Genomic DNA, 15,924 nt, shown 5'->3' with positions numbered 1-15,924 from the left:
CAAACACCAGCAAGGGTTAGCTAAAATATCAACCTTAAGTTCTTTCAAAATCATTATTTCACAAGCATTAATTTAGTAATTAAGTGGCTTTTTACAGAAAATCACTTCTTATGATCCATATCATCAATAATTTGGAGCATTTTTTTCAGAATGGTTTCTATTTGCCAATTTTCGTCTGTTAATTGTTCGATGTTCGCACTTATTTCTTGTAAACCTGCAGTAGCTTCCTCCATTAATGCTGCAGCTTCATTTGTATAATGATCGGTGTTGTTTGTTTTTTCTTTTACTTCGTGAGCAAAATGATGAAACTGCTTTGCATTAGAAAGTAAACTTTCTAATGTTTCACCAATCTGACTGAACATCCCGTTTACCTGTTCAGTGGATTGGAGATTTGTCCCCATTTTTAACACATTTTGTTGTAGCTGATGCAATACTTGCTCTTTCGTGATATGAAGAGAGCTAAGATTTTCTGTAATTTCTTTCGTCGTATCCCCTGTTAAGCTAGCTAGTTTTCTAATTTCATCTGCAACAACTGCAAATCCTCTGCCAGCGTCTCCTGCTCTAGCTGCTTCAATCGACGCGTTAAGTGCCAGGAGATTGGTTTGCTCAGTTATTTTTTTGATATGCTGTGTTAATTGATTCGTTTCATCAATCTTTTCTGTTAATACCTGGAAGATTGAATCCACTTGCTTCACATCATCGGAAAACCTACTCATATTTTCCTGTAAATCCATTGCCATGTTTTTTCCTTCCAAAGCAGTCATTTGGGATGAGCCTGTGTCTTCATATAGAGTATTTGATTGATCGACAATACGGTCCATTAAGGTCGTTACATTATTCGTGAGTTCTGCGATGCCAGCAATATGATCTGTTTGCTTTTGACTTCCTGTTGAGAGTTCCTGAATAGTTAAGGAAATTTCCCGTTGTGAATGAATATTCACACTTAATCTTTCATGAATTTTCTCCACGCTGTCCATCAGTTTCATTGCGTCACTTCGAAAAGCTTCTTGTTTTTGTTCTCTTATTTCATTGTCATGTTTGATTGTTTGAACAATGTTTTCAAATTGAGAAAATAATTTCCTCCCAATTGTTACCTGGACACCTGTAATAACAAATAATAGGAAAAATAGCAAAATGATGTTTCCAATTTGTCCTTCTGTTAATAGGTTTCCATTTAAGAAGGACCATACAGAAAACACAAAAAGAATCATGCTACAAATGCCGCCAATCACTAAAACGATTCTGTCAAAATAAACAGTAGCAATGATTAAAACAAAGAACGGTAATACAAAACCGGATAACGAGGCACCACGGTTAATTAGAATTAGAAAAAAAACAAAAAAAGTGACAATTACTGCAAAATACGGAACAAGCCTATGTACACTTTGCTTCCACATAGTTAGAAAAAACAAACCAATCCCTAAAACTAAAGCGCCAAGGAGAGAGTAGGTAATAAGAGATGATGCAGGGTAGATTACATTAACAATAAACCCGGCGGCGTAAGAAAAAATTACGATAAAAAACATTAACTTATTTTTGTTAATTAAATCTTGATACTTTAACTCCTTAATACTATAAACCGACATTACAGATCCCCCACTCAATTAGCAAATCTACTACTTTTCTACTAGCTATTTCAATAATTCTTCATTATATTACAAAATCCTGCAAAGCAGGGAGGAATTTGTAGAATTTTGACGTGACGATACAAATAGGTCGGGTTGTTTTTAATTAGCACAACAAAAAAAGGATACAACCATCGTTACGGTTCCACCCTTTCTTTTCGTACTATTTCGTTTCAAAAAGAGCTAAATACAATCCATATCCTTCTTTCTCTAAATCACTCACAGGTACAAAACGCAAAGCTGCTGAGTTAATACAATATCTAAGTCCACCTTGTTCTTTCGGGCCATCTTCAAAAACATGCCCTAAATGAGAATCAGCTTCTTTACTTCTAACCTCTGTCCGAACCATGTGATGGGTTACATCCATCTCTTCTTTAATTAACTGAGATTCAATAGGTTTTGTAAAACTTGGCCAGCCACACCCTGCATCGTATTTATCTAGTGAGCAAAATAATGGTTCACCAGATACAATATCCACGTAAATGCCTTCTTCTATATGATTCCAAAACTCATTTTTAAAAGGAGGTTCTGTCCCATTATTTTGTGTAACTTCGTATTGCATAGGAGTCAGCTTTTGTCTGATATCTTCCGAAAGCTTTTTCCAATTTTCCTTAATAAACTTGGCCCGACCAGACCCGGATTGGTACATCTTATACCGGAATGCATTTTTTTTATAATAGTCTTGATGATAATCTTCTGCAGGATAAAAGATTGCTGCTGGAAGAATCTCTGTTACGATCGGTTTAGAAAATCTACCACTAGCTTGTAATTGTTGTTTGGACTTTTCTGCGATAGTTTTTTGTTCCTCTGAATGATAGAAGATTGCTGTTCGATATGATTCTCCTCTATCATGGAATTGTCCACCAGCGTCAGTTGGATCAATTTGAGTCCAATATAACTCTACTAATTTTTCGTAGGGATATACTGTTGGATTAAACGTAATTTGAACAGCTTCATAATGTCCTGTTGTATTAGAACAAACCTCTTTATAAGTTGGGTTTTCTTTATGTCCCCCGGTATATCCGGAAATCACCTCTTCAATCCCTTCCTGCTCGTGAAAAGGTTTTACCATGCACCAAAAGCAGCCACCTGCAAAAGTAGCTTTTTCTAATTGATTAGTTCTCTCCATTGTTCGTCCCACCTTTACTGTATATGAGTAGGATTATATCAACTTCAACGACTATTGCCTAATTTATTGCACTTTCGATCAACGAGTTAGCTGTACAATATGGTAAAATGTATGGATGAGATCATTCCTTTCATACTTGTAGGAGGTTACGAGGTTACCATGAGCAAAAATGTAGAGGTATATATACTGTCCGGCTTTTTAGGAAGTGGGAAAACAACGTTATTAACCCAAATGTTAGAGCAAGAACAGAAAAACGCTAGAAAAGTAGCCGTTATTATGAACGAATTAGGCAAAGTATCCATTGATTCCGATGCAGTACCTGAAAATTTACCACTTGCAGAACTTTTTGACGGTTGCATTTGCTGTACCATTCAAGAAAAACTTGAATCTACGATGCAAGGCTTATTGATGAATCAAGAATTGGATGCTATTTATATAGAAACTACTGGGGCTGCGCACCCTATTGAGGTTCTTGACACTGTACTATCCCCTATTTTCGCCAATCAGCTTACTACTGTAAAAATCATTACTTTATTGGATGTCTTGAGATGGAAAGAAAGAGATAGCCTCTCCATTCAGATAAGACAATTAATTAGAGAACAAGTGAAACATGCTGATTTACTTATTTTAAATAAAACGGATCTTCTCAGCGAATCTGAAGTCGCTTCCATTCTATTTGAGTTACAATCCATTAATCCTAATGCGAAAACGATTCTAACGAGTTTTGCCAAAATACCAGAATACAGCTGGAGACAAGTTAAACAAATAGAGAAAGACAGCCATTTAAAAGCACATGCTACTGAAAACTTATCTTTAAAAACATTCGTCTATCAATTTGCTTCTTCCATAGACTTGGATGAATTCGAAGATTGGTTAAGAGAACTACCTGACTCGGTATACCGTATTAAGGGGTATCTAAATCTTAAGCACACTTCTAGTATTTACTTGTTCCAATACTCTTATGGCACACCACTGTATTTAAAGGAGCCAATTAAAGTACCGCTGAACTTAGTTATTATAGGAGAAAATTTAAATATTCCTTTATTAACCTCCCAACTTCAGAAATTGGAAGAAACTTTGTAACTAAAGAAAAGCTAACTCTCCAAAAACGAGTTAGCTTTTCATTTTGCATTCTGTACATGTCTTAATACTTCCAATGCACGTTCCCCGGCATGCTGAAGCAATTTCTCCCACATTTCATCGCGTAATTCATCTAATTTTACTATCTCGCTCGCTAATTTTATTACTTCTACTGTTTGCATGCTACTTCCGCTCCTTATTAATCACCAAGTTGTATTCTTTTTTTAATTCACTGATTGTATAGGATGAAAGAGAATACATGTCAAGCTTGTGTCCATCGTCAATCAATTTTTGAATATAAAAATTCCTGACATCTTGGATCGCTTGCTTCAGTAATTTTGCCATCTGTTTCACCTCTCCTTTTTTTCTAGTGTAAAGGATTAGGTAAATACTGTCTTCTTATGTGTTAGGATATATAACAAAGTATTGACAACTTTTCGAAAAGTTTGTAAGAAAACCTCACAAACATACAAGAACATTCTCTATTTTTGTACTATAATGGATGGAAAGAGGGCAAATAGATAGGAAGTGTGAAGCCATGAAGCAGGAAGATCCAACATCCATAAAAGAAAAAAAGGTTATTTCTATTGGTACTGTTCGTGAACTTACAGGATTATCTGAAAGACAAATTCGTTATTATGAAGAGAGAAAGCTTATTTTTCCAGCTAGATCGGGTTCTTCTGGTATTAGAAAATATTCTTTCTCCGATGTCGAGCGATTAATGGAAATAGCAAATCAGATGGAAGAGGGTGTCCAAACACATGAAATTCGAAGAGAATGGAAAAAGAAAGAAAAAGCTAATGAAGATTGGAAGAAACAAATGCTAAAAGGGCAAATACAGGCGCATTTTAATAATAATAAACAGTAAAGAGACTGTTCTATCATTAGATACTCTCTTTACTGTTTTTCATTTATCTAATAATTCTTCGGTTCATACACGATAAGAAAAGTCCTTACTTTATTTCTTGCATAATTTTTCTATGAAAGAAAAACATAAAGTAAAGGAGGTAGAAGCCAAATTATGACGTCGCCTTATTTATGTCCAAATTGTAAAACAAACAGATCTCGTTTTAATATTATTGAACAGGTTGCAAAGTCGGTGAAACTAGATCCACAGTCTGGTGAAGTTGTGAATGAATATACGTCAGATTCACTTGATGCCTTTCATATTCCATACAAAGGACCAGCATACAAAATCCAATGTGCGGCCTGTGGTTTAATTGAGGAAGAGCGCTCCTTTATTAAAAGAGCTGAATATCAGAAAGGATAAAAGGCTGAAATAGTCAGCCTTTTATCCTTTTAGTCAACGTTTATTAACTTTTTTTCTTATTTCCCTCAACCATTTTTAAAAAATCACTAATCGCGTCTGCAAGAGCTTTTGGTTCCTCTAGCATACTCATGTGGCCTGATTCCTCTAATAAGACTTGCATAATATTAGGTCCCTTTGCGATAAATGTTTTTTCTACAGGAATGACTTGATCCCCTTTTCCAGCTAGTAATAATATTGGAAAATCAGACTCTTTTACTACACGTTGAAGATCCTTTCTTTCCTTCATCGCATTCAGTGCACCCTCCGCACCATTTACACTCGTGGTAAATCCGATTTTCTTCACAAACTCTATTTCACTATTCATTTCTTCCAAATTTTCTTTAGCGAAAAGTTTCTGAACTAAGTCTTCAATAAATCCATTCATTCCTTCTTCGTTTATCCTATTTATCGCTTTCTCTCTTCCTAATTTTGCTTCATCACTGTCAGGAGCACCTGTTGAGTGTACGAGACCAAAAGCGTTTATTAATTCTGGGTAATTTTCAACCAATTCTAATGTTACGTAGCCTCCCAATGAATGACCAATTACCGTAGCATGTTCTATCTCTAATTGTTGTAAAAGAAGTTGTACGTCTTGAGCCATATCTGTTATGGAAAAGGAATCTTCTGATACTGCTGATTTCCCATGACCGCGTAAATCAATGGCAATAACTCTGTAATGGATAGACAAATCCTCAATGATGTATTTCCAATAAGCATGAGATCCACAAAAGCCGTGCAATAAAACAATAGGCTTTCCTACCCCTCTGTCTTCATAATATAAAGAGATATCCTTTTGTATGGTACTCTCATATTCAGCCATGATATTTGCTCCTTTGTCTTCTGAAATAGCTAGCGGTTCTTAATCTTAATTTACCACTATTTTCTTTAAGATAAACCAACCTTTTTGTTGTTTATTTTCTTTGGCGTTTTTTAAGTGATTTTTCATTTGAAATTTAGACAAATACCCAAGTCAACTTGCATATCCTTTTAGCGAACATCAATTATCTGGAGGTGAAGATATGCAATATATCGAAGGATATTATCAAAAAGGAAAGGCAAAAGTTCGACTCTTACATACTTCCACTAACACGAAATCAGTAGATGTGTATATAAATAATTGCCTTCTATTAAAAGATTTCCGTTTTAAATATAGTAGTGAATACTTAAATTTACCTGAAGGATCCTATCAAATTGATATTTTCCCAGAGGGTGTTTCCAATCGCCCAAACCTTACGAAATATCTAAAAGTGATTGCTAATAAATCCTACACCTTAGTAGCAACTGACCAAATGGATGCTTTGCAGCTATTAGTTATTTCCGATGATGAGTTTGTCCATTCAGGCGAAACCAAAATTCGTTTTTTTCACCTCTCCCCAAATACTCCAACTGTAGATATTGCTATCTACAAAGGCGATACTATTTTCCCTCATATAGAATATGGTGAGGTAACCGATTATTTATCATTAATACCTATGACCGTTGACTTAGAAGTTAGAAAAGTTGGGACAAAGGAGGTAACATTTTTACTCAAAAGAGTAAATGTAAAACCTAATTTAGCCTATACTATTGCCATAGTGGGGCTTACTGAAGAAAACCTTCATTTAGAAGCAATCTTTTTAGTTCCTTGATTAAGGTGAATTACTGAAAATTCTTATGTAAAAGCCTAAAAAAAGAAAATACTCAATCAATTAGATTGAGCATTTTCTTTTTTAAATTATTAGCACCAAGCAGCGCCAACGATTATAAGAAGAATAAACAATACTACGATTAATACGAAAGAACTTCCTGCACCAGGGTAACCTGCACCTGCTACTTGGCCGTATCCGTAAGATCCGCAACCACACCAACTCATAGCTGTCACCTCCTCTACAAAACAAAAAATATTCTTTGATTTTTTAGAAGCTTAAAACACCAGCACCTACAATCACCAGTAAGATAAACAGAACAACAATCAATGCAAATCCCGTTCCATATCCAGGACCACCCATGCTGTACACCTCCCCCTCTTTCCTAATACTTAATGTATTCATCTATAGTCTAAAGGGAAAGGCATATGCCCAGTTCCTAAAAAATTAGGTGATTTATCTAGTTAATAAAAACCAAAAAGACGCATGGTGAACATTTCACCACGCGTCTTTTTGGTTTATTCGAGTTAATAAGTCAATTAATCCTCTACAGGAACAAGTAATTTAAACTCAATATCGTCAGTTTCTAAATTGAATTTTGTAAATTCAACTTTGGCATCACTTTGTAATTCAAGTTCTTCTAAAGAAACATAAATACTCTGATCACTTGGTACGATTCTTACCCATGATGGCAAAGGATAATTATCTCCAACATATTTCAATACCATTGCAACCGGAACTTGCAATCTGCCTATCGACATCGAATCTTGTTTTAAATTGACATCACCATTTTCCTGGACTTCAGGAATGAATGTCATCGTAAGTGGGATGTCTCTTTCAAATACCGTCATTTCACCTCTAAGCTCTACCCTATCTGTTAACAGCACTTCATAATTTAAAGGGCGCTTTGTTTCTTTTTCTAAGTAATACCGAATTAAATCATTTAAATCATTTTTATCTGAGCGAATATTAAACGCAACTCGTGCTCGATCATCATCATTTTGAGATAACATCATCTTTGGGTGATTTGGAAGAAGCACCAGTATTATAGCTATTCCTGCAATTAAAATATTTACAATGAGTAAGGAAAGAAATGCAATCTTCCAATTTATTACTTTCTTAACCATAATTTGTTTTACTACTCCCTTTCCATCAGCTCATTTTCTTCAAGAACGTCCTCTTCATTATATACTTTTATTTTTTCTACAATTTCATTTCCTATTAATTGATACCCTATCTCATTCGGATGAAACTGATCATCATCTAGTAAGCTTTCTTCTGTATCAATAAACAAATCCTGAATAGGAACAAAAGCTGTTTTTTCGTATTTTTCTAACACAGAGATAGTAGTATCGTTCCAATTGCTAACAACCTGATTCATTTCAGGAATTTCTTTAAAAAATTCATAAAACGGATTAAATAATCCAAGAAGATAGATTGTACTATTTTCGTTATTCATTCTTACCTCAGATAAAACTGTTTCTAGTCTTTTTGCATATTCAGCCTGTTCACGATCAAATAAATCAAAGTTTAAATCCAGAAAATTTTCTCTAATTACTTTCATTAAATCATTACCACCAACCGTAATAAAAATAACATCGGCATCTTTTAATGATTCTTGTACTTCCGGTTCCTGTAATCGTTTCAATAAATGACTTGTTCTATTTCCTCTTACGCCCAAGTTTGTAATGGTTACATTATCGATGTATGACTTACTTGTATAATGCTCTTTTACAATTGAAGTAAATCCGCCCATTTCTGTACGATCTCCCACACCTTGTGTTAAAGAGTCTCCAAAAAACACAAGCTCAAACGAACGATCAAAAAACTCATCGGGTACTTCTTCCTTCACTTCCAAAGTAGTTTGTTTTAACTGATTGTCCGATTGTTCTTCCTTATTAAAGAAAAATACCCCTTCAAACAACTCTTTTTCCTTTTGACTTTCTCGTCTTTCTTTCACTTTTTCTAAGATTATGCTAGACGAATTTTCTGCACTACAACTAGACATACTAACCATACCTACTATTAAAAGGGCAAAAATGCCTATTATTGTAATATTTTTTTTCATTACTCATTCTCCTCATTAAGTGAAACTTCATCGGTGTGGTTCTATCGCTTCCAATTACAAATTGAACCATCCATATTTAAAAGCACTCATGGGCATGTAATTTCAAATGAGTATTAACCTACTCATAATTATATACCCTATCTCATACTACAGTATGTTTTTTATAACATACTCTTCAACTTTTTTCAAAAATTTCTTTACAAGATGGTGATAGAAACAAGAAACCAAAATTCACTAAAGACCATGTTTAACCCGTCCACCCTGTTGATTGGAGTGCAAGCCGGGGGACTCCTGCTCAGAATGCGAGTCGAAGGGAGGCTCACGAGGCAGCCTGCGGAAAGCGAACACCTGGCACGGAAATCAACAGGGAGTTCAAAAGTCTCACCGTATTTTCAGGGGGTCCTTCAAAATAAATCTGAAAGGAAGTTAAAAATGGATTATAAACAAAAAGAAGAAATAACAGAAAAGGAAATACTTGCATGTAACGAGGAAATAGCAAAAGAATTATTCTCAAAAGAGTTACACGTAATTGTAACCGATGGCTTGCAAGCAAGTATAGAAAAAGAGGAAGATTGAACTAAAGATATACTTTTTCTGAAGTATGAAGCATAACTCGTTTAAGTTAAACATAAGGACATTCCGTTTTACTTGTAAAGTAAAAATGTCTAGCACCGACCTGTAGTGGGCGGAATGCTAGACATCCATTTATTATTTAGCATGCAAAATTTTCAAGTGATCAATAATTTCTTCAAAAGGTACATCTAACCCATCGTAACTTTTAATTATGACGCCATCTTTGTCAATCAGATAAATGCTTGTACCATGTACAACTTCTCCACCATTTTTAGGCTTAGCTACGATTGTTTTAAAGTTTTTCGGTCCATATTCCTCTATTTCCTTTTGAGTATAACCCGTTAAGAAATTCCATTTTGTAAAATCCGCTTCGAATCGTTCTCCGAATTCTTTTAATACTTCAGGTGAATCTACTTCTGGATCAACAGAGAATGAAAGATAATGAACATTAAGTCCTTCTCCCGTTGACATTCGTTGCAATTTCGCTAAATTCGCCGTAATCGGTGAACACACAGTCGTGCAGTTTGTAAATATTAAGGAAGCAATAGTAATATCTCCTTTCACATCTTCCAAACCAAAAGGTTCTCCGTCTTGGTTGATAAAACTAAACTCCTCTAATTGCCAATTTGTTTTATCAGGTATATCTTTGCCAGATGACGCTCCACAAGCTGCTAATAATAAAGTCATTATTATAAAAACATTAAGAAGACCTAATCTTTTACTCAAGAATTTTCACCCACTTCAAATTATCATGTACCATTCCAAATACTATCATTAAATATTGTGAGATAAAAGAAGGTAGCCGTTAAATTCATAAAACTATCATATTTTCACAGATAAGAGGGCTATAAGATTAACTTTTTAAAAATCGGCTCTGTTAAACACCGCTGTTGATTTCCGCACGAGGCTTCGCTTTCCGCGGGGCGCTTGTGGAGCCTCCTCGTCCCTGGCGTTCCTGCGGGGTCTCCACCAAACACTATCTCCCGCAGGAGTCTTCGCCTTGTGCTCCAATCAACAGCTAGGTACTCTAAAAATCAAAAGTATACTTTAAAAGGGCATTTAGATTAAATCGTTCGTAAATAGAGATGGGGATTTAATTAATGTCCCAGCCTCATCTACAATATTTTTATCTGCGTTTTCGGTTTTTGGCTTTCAAGAGTTGCGAAATCCTATCTTCTTTTTCTTCTGTCGATAAGGATTCCTCGACTAAATCTGACTTCTTTTGTTTCGTGGGCTTCGGGTCTTCTCTTTTTAGTTCATTTTTTGTATGTCGTTCTTTCTTCCTTACTTTTTTAGTATTCTTTTCTTTTTTCTGACTAGAAGATGGAAAGATAAATCTTTTCCACCAGGAAAATGGGGCTAATCCAAATCGTCTGATGAAAATTTCTAATATGAGTAAGAAGAAAGCAAGAAAAATAAAGGGACTCCAGATAGATTGAGAGTTATAGATATTTTTATGCCAATCTCTAAAAGCTTCTTCAGGCTTTTCTAAAATTTTCCCCTTATTATTAGTTGCAAGCGTTTCTAATAAAGAAAGATTCAATGGTCTTTGTTCATACTCCGTAGAAAACGGGATGACCAGTCCACTTGTATAGCTATTTACTGTTTCCTCATCTTCTTCTTGTGTAATATTAATAAAATATATTTCTGGCATTGCGGGAAATTCAACCTCATATTGTCCAGGGCCAACAAGCTTACTTTTTGCTTCTTCAATTAATTTACCCTCATTATTTGATACAGTAATGGAAAGAGGTAATAGTATGTCTTGTACCGCCTCTATCGTAACTTGTGCTTTACCATCCGAAACTATGGATGAAATGTCATAATTTCCTTTTTCATAAGACGGCAACGACCAGTTTACAATCTCATTCCAAAAGCCTGTCCACTCAACCCAAGCAGGAAATCCACCACTCCATTCTCCTGTCACATCAGATGTCCAGGCAACTGTTCTACCTAGGCCATAATTCATTCGTGCGAGAATAGGATCGTCTTTTTCGCTACTAATTATTTGTTCTGCTCGTGATTTTAATGTAGTAGCAATATAGCTGTTTATTGGAGGAATACCAGTTGCAAACCTTTTGGACCAGTCATACCCAGCAGTCACATTTGGGGTATGAGGGTTATCTTCAATATAGGTTTTGGTTGTAAGTGCAGTTTCTCTTGAAAGAATACTTGGTATAGAGCTTGCATCATAAACATCATAGAATCTTCCTGTTCCATATTCAGATAACTCTTCTAATAAAGAGCGATCTGCATCGCCACCTATGGCAACTGTAGAGAGTGTTACATTATTAGAGAGACCTTCTTCAATTAGTTCTTCATAGTCACCATTTGGTGATTGGCCATCAGTTAATAGGATGATATGCTTACGCTTTAAATCCATCTTATTAAGTTCTTCATAAGCAAGAGATAATGCAGGGTAAATCTCTGTCCCGCCTCCCAATGCTGTCGAACGAATCGTTTCAATAACTTCTGCTTTATTTTTTATTTTTTCTGTTTCCACGACTGTCCAAGGCTCTGTATCAAAAGCAATAAAGCCAAATGTATCTTCCTCTCTTAACATTTCTACAGAACGAGCTGCAGCCTCTTTTGCTAATTCAAACTTCTGACCTGACATACTTCCAGAACGGTCAAGAACAATGACAATTCCAAGAGATGGGATTTCCTTTTTCCCTTTTACATCCATATCAACTGGTAAAATTTTCTCGATTGGAGTTTGAAAATATCCCCCTAACCCATAAGACTCCTCTCCACCAGTCATGATGAAGCCTATCCCGAAATCCTTTACAGCTGTTTCTAGCAATGTCATTTGATTTTCGTTTAATTGATGGCCAGAGATATTATTAAAGATAATGCTTTCATAGGCAAGGAAACCAGCTAGAGTAGTTGGGAGAAGATCGGGTTGAAGTCGATCTATTTTCCAACCACTTGCAGTAAGTGCTTGGTAGACATTTCCCCCCTCATTATCCTTGTCTACTAATAAAACTTTCGGTTGACCATTTACTCTTGTAATAGAATGGGAAATGTTGTTTTCTTTTATCTGATCGGAATCTGGTATCACTTCTGCTTTAAAAGTATATAACCCTGGGGTACTTAATTCCGTATGATATGAATAGTAGTTTTTTCCTTTTTCAATCCTTATTGGTTCTTGAATGACCGTCTTGCTATTTTGAGTAATCTGCAATAAAGCATTCGTTTCTACATTAGAGTCTAGCGTAATATGAAACGGGAGCGCTTCTCCCTCAAACCCACTTTGTGGCGTAAAAAATGATTCAAAAGAAACATCTTGAACATTTTGTGGCTGAAAAGGTAAAACATCCAATTCAATATTACGAGATGCTAAAAGTTTTCCTTGACGTAAAACATTCCCCGTAGTTTCTATTCCATCGCTCAGGAGAACCACTCGACCTTTAGCCTCAGTAGGAATATAGGTTGTTGCTAATTTTAAGCCCTCTTCTAAATTAGTAAAATAAGTTTCTTCGTTAGTAGATAGATTACTAATCGTTTCTTTTTCTGACTGAAATGACCATTCTAACTTCGCCCTATTGGCAACAGTCATAATAGAAAACGAATCTTTCTCTCCTTTTGCTTGTATTGCTTTATTCACGGAGTCAAGCATTTCATTTTCTTTTCGTTTTACGCTTTCTGATTGATCAATAATAAATACTGTGTGTACACCCTCTACAGGATAAAGTACTGCTGGAACACACAATCCTAGTATTAGGAGAAAATAGAGCAAACTTCTTAAGGTGAAAATCACATATTCTTTTTTCCCTTTCTGTTTCTTTTTACGCCAAAACAAAAACAAACTAACAAAAATAGGAAGCAAAAACAGAAGCATGAGAGGGTGTTCAATTTGTACTTGCACGTCTGTATACCTCCCATTCCAATAGCAAAATTAGTAGGGCCAAGATTAAGAAAATAGATGTTATATCTTTTTTCGATTTATTCGTTTCTTCAGTAATTTCTTCCATAGAAGAAATTACGAAGCTTTTCTCCGTTTTGATTGACTTTTCTTGGTCTTGTAGAATTACTTGTAGAAACTTTTCTGAAGTACTTGTTTCTTTTGACTCCTTAAATCTATAAAGACCTGGTTTATTTGGCATTTCTAATTGCTTATCAAATTGATCTTGCTTGAACACAACATCCTCAGAGTCATCGAATATTTCAATAAATTTCGTGTCAGAGGAAGGGTAGTAGTCTAGCAATTGTCCCGGATAGAAATAACCAAGTAAGTTCTGACCTTCTGTTAAATACTGAATGGAATTATAAATGAACAACGGAAAGCTTGGGTGTAATGCCCAATCACTTGCTTCTATCTCTATGCCCACGACAATAATTGGATATCCCTCATACTGCCCAGCATAGATAAGAGGGTTAGCTCCTTTCTCCGCAATAACTTCAATACCATCGAGTTCTATTTGATGAGTCCTTTCCATATAGACTTTTTCAAGTTCTATTAGATTTAATAGTGAATGCGTTTCATCAACGGTCAATTTCTCATCCAACTCCATTAAACCTTCCTTACTCTCTTCTGTAGGCAAAAAGACTAATTTAGGTCCCATCGGCCATTCGTTAATTGATTCACCTCTAATTATATGTACGCCTTCTTTTTCGGTAGTCGTGGTAGATGTAAGGTGAACAACATTATTATTAGTAATTTCCACCGCTTTTCGCACAAATGGATGTACCGCATCATGAACATATATCGTCGTATCTTGTTGTTCAGCTAAAAAAGCATACTGGACATTATCAAGCTTATATTGTGAATCACCACTTACCTCTGCACGGTAAACATCTGAATGGGCTAGATCTTCGAAATAAATTGTTTTCGTTTGATTTGGTTTGAGCTGTTCAGTTGTCTCAAAGATTGTTTCTTCCTCGCTAAAAATAGACAAAATGACATCCATAGGTTCTTTACCTTCATTCATGACTGTAGCCACTCCCACTACGCTATCTTCCCTATTAACTACCGCAAAGGTACCCAGCGAGAGGTTTTGATAATCTTCCCCAATATTATGAGAAAAGAAGGCTGTCTTTTCGTGGAAAACAAGCTCATTCTCTCTTGAGAAACTATCTGTGTATAGATGAATTTGTCCTAACTCTTCTCCAATCAATCCCTTAGCTAATTGGATAGAATCCAGTATATTTGATGATCCATAATGAGGCTCCAACTTTTCTATAATACGCCGTATTTCACGTTTAGATTTAGACCTTTCGTCTAGAATAATAGGTGATTCATTAGCAATAATGACAGTGATATCTTGTTTATCTAATTGTTGTAAGGTATCAAGGGATTTTGCTTTTGCAATCTCTAATCTTGTTTTATCCCCATCTAATGCCGTCATCGTAGCAGAAGTGTCAAATATCAACACAATGTGATCACCTTCTATACCTTCCTTCTGGATAAAAGGCTGGGCTAAGGTGAAAATTAATAGCAGAAGTGCTAACAATTGTAAGTAAAGTAAAAGGTGATGCTGTAGCTTTTTCCACCAGGCTTGTGCTTCAAAATCATTCATCCACTCTTGCCACAACAAAACAGATGGAACAGTTTTGTTTTCATACTGTTTCCGGAAAAAATACATAAATATTACTAACAGTAAAAAAATCGTTAATATAAAAATTATTGGCGTTGTAAATCCCATTTTTATCACCTAATCCAACCCATTGAGGTCATGCGTTTAAACAATATATCTTCTACGGTTTCATTAGTGGCACAAACCATATATGATATGCCTCTTTCGAAGCAAAAGCTCTCTAATTGTTCTTTTCTGGCTTTCATTTTTGTTCGATAACCATTTTTTGTGTAATCTGATATTGTCACATTCATTTCTTGATTTGTTTCACTATCCTGTAGCATAAAGTCCCCTTCAAAACTAGGTTCCATTTCTTCTTGATCTAATACTTGCACAACATATATTTGCTGACGATTTGCTTGTATAAGCTTTAGTGTATGAATAATAGAATCTAAGGGCTCCATAAGATCACTTATCACAATAGATACGCTACTTTTTCGTTGGACGTATTTCGAGACTGCCTCTGAAAATAGCCCATTAGTATCAAGTGGCTGTAGTTCCTCCACATATTTCATCATCTGATACAAATGTACTTTCCCTTTACGATAAAGATATGGAGACTGCTCTCCATGTACACCAATGACAGAAATCCTGTCATCCTGACATAGTCCAAGATAGGCGAATGTTGCCGCAAGGGTTTTTGCTAAGTTCCATTTTTCTGAAATACACGCCATGGATTTTGTACAATCTAAATAAATCGAAGCGATTAATTCCTGCTCATCTAGGTATCTCTTAATATAATGCTTTTGTGTTCTGGCATAGATGTTCCAATCAACCTGTCTAAGGTCATCTCCCAATTGATAGGCACGATAATCTGAAAAGTCGTGAGATGCCCCAAATCTTTGAGCTTTCCTTGTACCCTTATGCCAGCTTCTCTTTAGCTTCCCTGCTTGCAGTGAATACGATTGAAGTTGTTTCGTTATAGTGGCGTTTAACATA

Annotated in this window: 18 protein-coding genes; 5 read left to right on the top strand and 13 right to left on the bottom strand. The window is 35.5% G+C overall.

What is annotated here, in order from left to right; all coding sequences use genetic code 11:
• Positions 1 to 101: 101 nt before the first annotated feature.
• Both BK580_RS10690 and msrA read right to left on the bottom strand, forming a co-directional pair.
• Entirely contained in the window at positions 102 to 1,586 is a 1,485-nt protein-coding gene (locus tag BK580_RS10690) for a methyl-accepting chemotaxis protein (RefSeq protein ID WP_078380308.1), read from the bottom strand.
• A gap of 202 nt (positions 1,587 to 1,788) precedes the next feature.
• Positions 1,789 to 2,754 (bottom strand): peptide-methionine (S)-S-oxide reductase MsrA, encoded by a 966-nt coding sequence (gene msrA / locus BK580_RS10685; RefSeq protein WP_078380307.1) that lies wholly within the window; start codon positions 2,752 to 2,754, stop codon positions 1,789 to 1,791.
• Positions 2,755 to 2,913: 159 nt separating this feature from the next.
• On the opposite strand from msrA, the gene BK580_RS10680 reads away from it, so the two are divergent.
• Entirely contained in the window at positions 2,914 to 3,837 is a 924-nt protein-coding gene (locus BK580_RS10680) for a CobW family GTP-binding protein (protein ID WP_078380306.1), read from the top strand.
• A 38-nt stretch (positions 3,838 to 3,875) separates the two neighbouring features.
• Here the strand turns inward: BK580_RS10680 and BK580_RS23580 are convergent, their stop codons facing one another.
• Positions 3,876 to 4,016 (bottom strand): hypothetical protein, encoded by a 141-nt coding sequence (locus BK580_RS23580; protein ID WP_169864927.1) that lies wholly within the window; start codon positions 4,014 to 4,016, stop codon positions 3,876 to 3,878.
• Between the two features lies 1 nt (position 4,017).
• A complete protein-coding gene (locus BK580_RS23325; RefSeq protein WP_139364875.1) occupies positions 4,018 to 4,179 on the bottom strand; it encodes a Fur-regulated basic protein FbpA in 162 nt (53 codons plus the stop codon).
• A gap of 193 nt (positions 4,180 to 4,372) precedes the next feature.
• On the opposite strand from BK580_RS23325, the gene BK580_RS10675 reads away from it, so the two are divergent.
• Both BK580_RS10675 and BK580_RS10670 read left to right on the top strand, forming a co-directional pair.
• Positions 4,373 to 4,702, top strand: a complete 330-nt coding sequence (locus BK580_RS10675; protein ID WP_078380305.1) for a MerR family transcriptional regulator — start codon at positions 4,373 to 4,375, stop codon at positions 4,700 to 4,702.
• 153 nt (positions 4,703 to 4,855) lie between these two features.
• Positions 4,856 to 5,104, top strand: coding sequence for a DNA alkylation repair protein (locus BK580_RS10670; protein WP_078380304.1), 249 nt, complete (start codon positions 4,856 to 4,858; stop codon positions 5,102 to 5,104).
• A 43-nt stretch (positions 5,105 to 5,147) separates the two neighbouring features.
• Here BK580_RS10670 and BK580_RS10665 read toward each other — a convergent pair whose 3' ends face one another.
• A complete protein-coding gene (locus BK580_RS10665; RefSeq protein WP_078380303.1) occupies positions 5,148 to 5,963 on the bottom strand; it encodes an alpha/beta fold hydrolase in 816 nt (271 codons plus the stop codon).
• A gap of 199 nt (positions 5,964 to 6,162) precedes the next feature.
• Between BK580_RS10665 and BK580_RS10660 the strand changes: the two genes are divergently transcribed.
• Positions 6,163 to 6,771, top strand: coding sequence for a DUF4397 domain-containing protein (locus BK580_RS10660; RefSeq protein ID WP_078380302.1), 609 nt, complete (start codon positions 6,163 to 6,165; stop codon positions 6,769 to 6,771).
• An 89-nt stretch (positions 6,772 to 6,860) separates the two neighbouring features.
• Here the strand turns inward: BK580_RS10660 and BK580_RS10655 are convergent, their stop codons facing one another.
• The 4 genes from BK580_RS10655 to BK580_RS10640 form a co-directional block, all read right to left on the bottom strand.
• Entirely contained in the window at positions 6,861 to 6,995 is a 135-nt protein-coding gene (locus BK580_RS10655) for a YjcZ family sporulation protein (protein ID WP_078380301.1), read from the bottom strand.
• 43 nt (positions 6,996 to 7,038) lie between these two features.
• The gene (locus tag BK580_RS10650; protein ID WP_078380300.1) at positions 7,039 to 7,131 is read right to left on the bottom strand and encodes a YjcZ family sporulation protein; all 93 of its coding nucleotides are present in this window, start codon (positions 7,129 to 7,131) and stop codon (positions 7,039 to 7,041) included.
• Positions 7,132 to 7,307: 176 nt separating this feature from the next.
• The gene (locus BK580_RS10645) at positions 7,308 to 7,895 is read right to left on the bottom strand and encodes a YpmS family protein (protein WP_078380299.1); all 588 of its coding nucleotides are present in this window, start codon (positions 7,893 to 7,895) and stop codon (positions 7,308 to 7,310) included.
• 11 nt (positions 7,896 to 7,906) lie between these two features.
• Complete coding sequence (locus BK580_RS10640) at positions 7,907 to 8,836, bottom strand: SGNH/GDSL hydrolase family protein (RefSeq protein ID WP_078380298.1); 930 nt, start codon at positions 8,834 to 8,836, stop codon at positions 7,907 to 7,909.
• A gap of 432 nt (positions 8,837 to 9,268) precedes the next feature.
• On the opposite strand from BK580_RS10640, the gene BK580_RS23575 reads away from it, so the two are divergent.
• A complete protein-coding gene (locus BK580_RS23575) occupies positions 9,269 to 9,412 on the top strand; it encodes a hypothetical protein (RefSeq protein WP_169864924.1) in 144 nt (47 codons plus the stop codon).
• Between the two features lie 132 nt (positions 9,413 to 9,544).
• On the opposite strand, the gene BK580_RS10635 is transcribed toward BK580_RS23575, so the two are convergent.
• The 4 genes from BK580_RS10635 to BK580_RS10620 all read right to left on the bottom strand — a co-directional run bounded on the left by BK580_RS10635 (position 9,545) and on the right by BK580_RS10620 (position 15,923).
• The gene (locus BK580_RS10635) at positions 9,545 to 10,135 is read right to left on the bottom strand and encodes an SCO family protein (protein WP_408055241.1); all 591 of its coding nucleotides are present in this window, start codon (positions 10,133 to 10,135) and stop codon (positions 9,545 to 9,547) included.
• A 400-nt stretch (positions 10,136 to 10,535) separates the two neighbouring features.
• Positions 10,536 to 13,277 carry a VWA domain-containing protein gene (locus tag BK580_RS10630; RefSeq protein WP_078380297.1) on the bottom strand — a complete coding sequence of 914 codons (2,742 nt, stop codon included), beginning with the start codon at positions 13,275 to 13,277 and terminating at the stop codon, positions 10,536 to 10,538.
• On the bottom strand, positions 13,261 to 15,054 hold the full coding sequence (locus BK580_RS10625) for a vWA domain-containing protein (RefSeq protein ID WP_078380296.1): 1,794 nt from the start codon (positions 15,052 to 15,054) through the stop codon (positions 13,261 to 13,263). Before BK580_RS10625 ends, BK580_RS10630 begins: the two co-directional genes overlap by 17 nt.
• A 5-nt stretch (positions 15,055 to 15,059) precedes the next feature.
• Complete coding sequence (locus tag BK580_RS10620; protein ID WP_078380295.1) at positions 15,060 to 15,923, bottom strand: DUF58 domain-containing protein; 864 nt, start codon at positions 15,921 to 15,923, stop codon at positions 15,060 to 15,062.
• Between the last annotated feature and the right edge of the window lies 1 nt (position 15,924).

This window comes from Sutcliffiella halmapala (genome assembly GCF_002019665.1).
GTDB lineage: Bacteria > Bacillota > Bacilli > Bacillales > Bacillaceae_I > Sutcliffiella_A > Sutcliffiella_A halmapala.
This window is presented reverse-complemented; position numbering and strand designations above follow the sequence as displayed.

Bases quoted from the DNA above. Each gene is read 5' to 3' on its own strand.
- BK580_RS23580 (WP_169864927.1), bottom strand. From the start codon at position 4,016: ATGCAAACAGTAGAAGTAATAAAATTAGCGAGCGAGATAGTAAAATTA.
- BK580_RS10655 (WP_078380301.1), bottom strand. From the start codon at position 6,995: ATGAGTTGGTGTGGTTGCGGATCTTACGGATACGGCCAAGTAGCAGGT.
- BK580_RS10680 (WP_078380306.1), top strand. From the start codon at position 2,914: ATGAGCAAAAATGTAGAGGTATATATACTGTCCGGCTTTTTAGGAAGT.
- BK580_RS10665 (WP_078380303.1), bottom strand. From the start codon at position 5,963: ATGGCTGAATATGAGAGTACCATACAAAAGGATATCTCTTTATATTAT.
- BK580_RS10675 (WP_078380305.1), top strand. From the start codon at position 4,373: ATGAAGCAGGAAGATCCAACATCCATAAAAGAAAAAAAGGTTATTTCT.
- BK580_RS10690 (WP_078380308.1), bottom strand. From the start codon at position 1,586: ATGTCGGTTTATAGTATTAAGGAGTTAAAGTATCAAGATTTAATTAAC.
- BK580_RS23325 (WP_139364875.1), bottom strand. From the start codon at position 4,179: ATGGCAAAATTACTGAAGCAAGCGATCCAAGATGTCAGGAATTTTTAT.
- BK580_RS23575 (WP_169864924.1), top strand. From the start codon at position 9,269: ATGGATTATAAACAAAAAGAAGAAATAACAGAAAAGGAAATACTTGCA.
- BK580_RS10625 (WP_078380296.1), bottom strand. From the start codon at position 15,054: ATGGGATTTACAACGCCAATAATTTTTATATTAACGATTTTTTTACTG.
- BK580_RS10640 (WP_078380298.1), bottom strand. From the start codon at position 8,836: ATGAAAAAAAATATTACAATAATAGGCATTTTTGCCCTTTTAATAGTA.
- BK580_RS10670 (WP_078380304.1), top strand. From the start codon at position 4,856: ATGACGTCGCCTTATTTATGTCCAAATTGTAAAACAAACAGATCTCGT.
- BK580_RS10650 (WP_078380300.1), bottom strand. From the start codon at position 7,131: ATGGGTGGTCCTGGATATGGAACGGGATTTGCATTGATTGTTGTTCTG.
- BK580_RS10645 (WP_078380299.1), bottom strand. From the start codon at position 7,895: ATGGTTAAGAAAGTAATAAATTGGAAGATTGCATTTCTTTCCTTACTC.
- msrA (WP_078380307.1), bottom strand. From the start codon at position 2,754: ATGGAGAGAACTAATCAATTAGAAAAAGCTACTTTTGCAGGTGGCTGC.
- BK580_RS10620 (WP_078380295.1), bottom strand. From the start codon at position 15,923: ATGTTAAACGCCACTATAACGAAACAACTTCAATCGTATTCACTGCAA.
- BK580_RS10660 (WP_078380302.1), top strand. From the start codon at position 6,163: ATGCAATATATCGAAGGATATTATCAAAAAGGAAAGGCAAAAGTTCGA.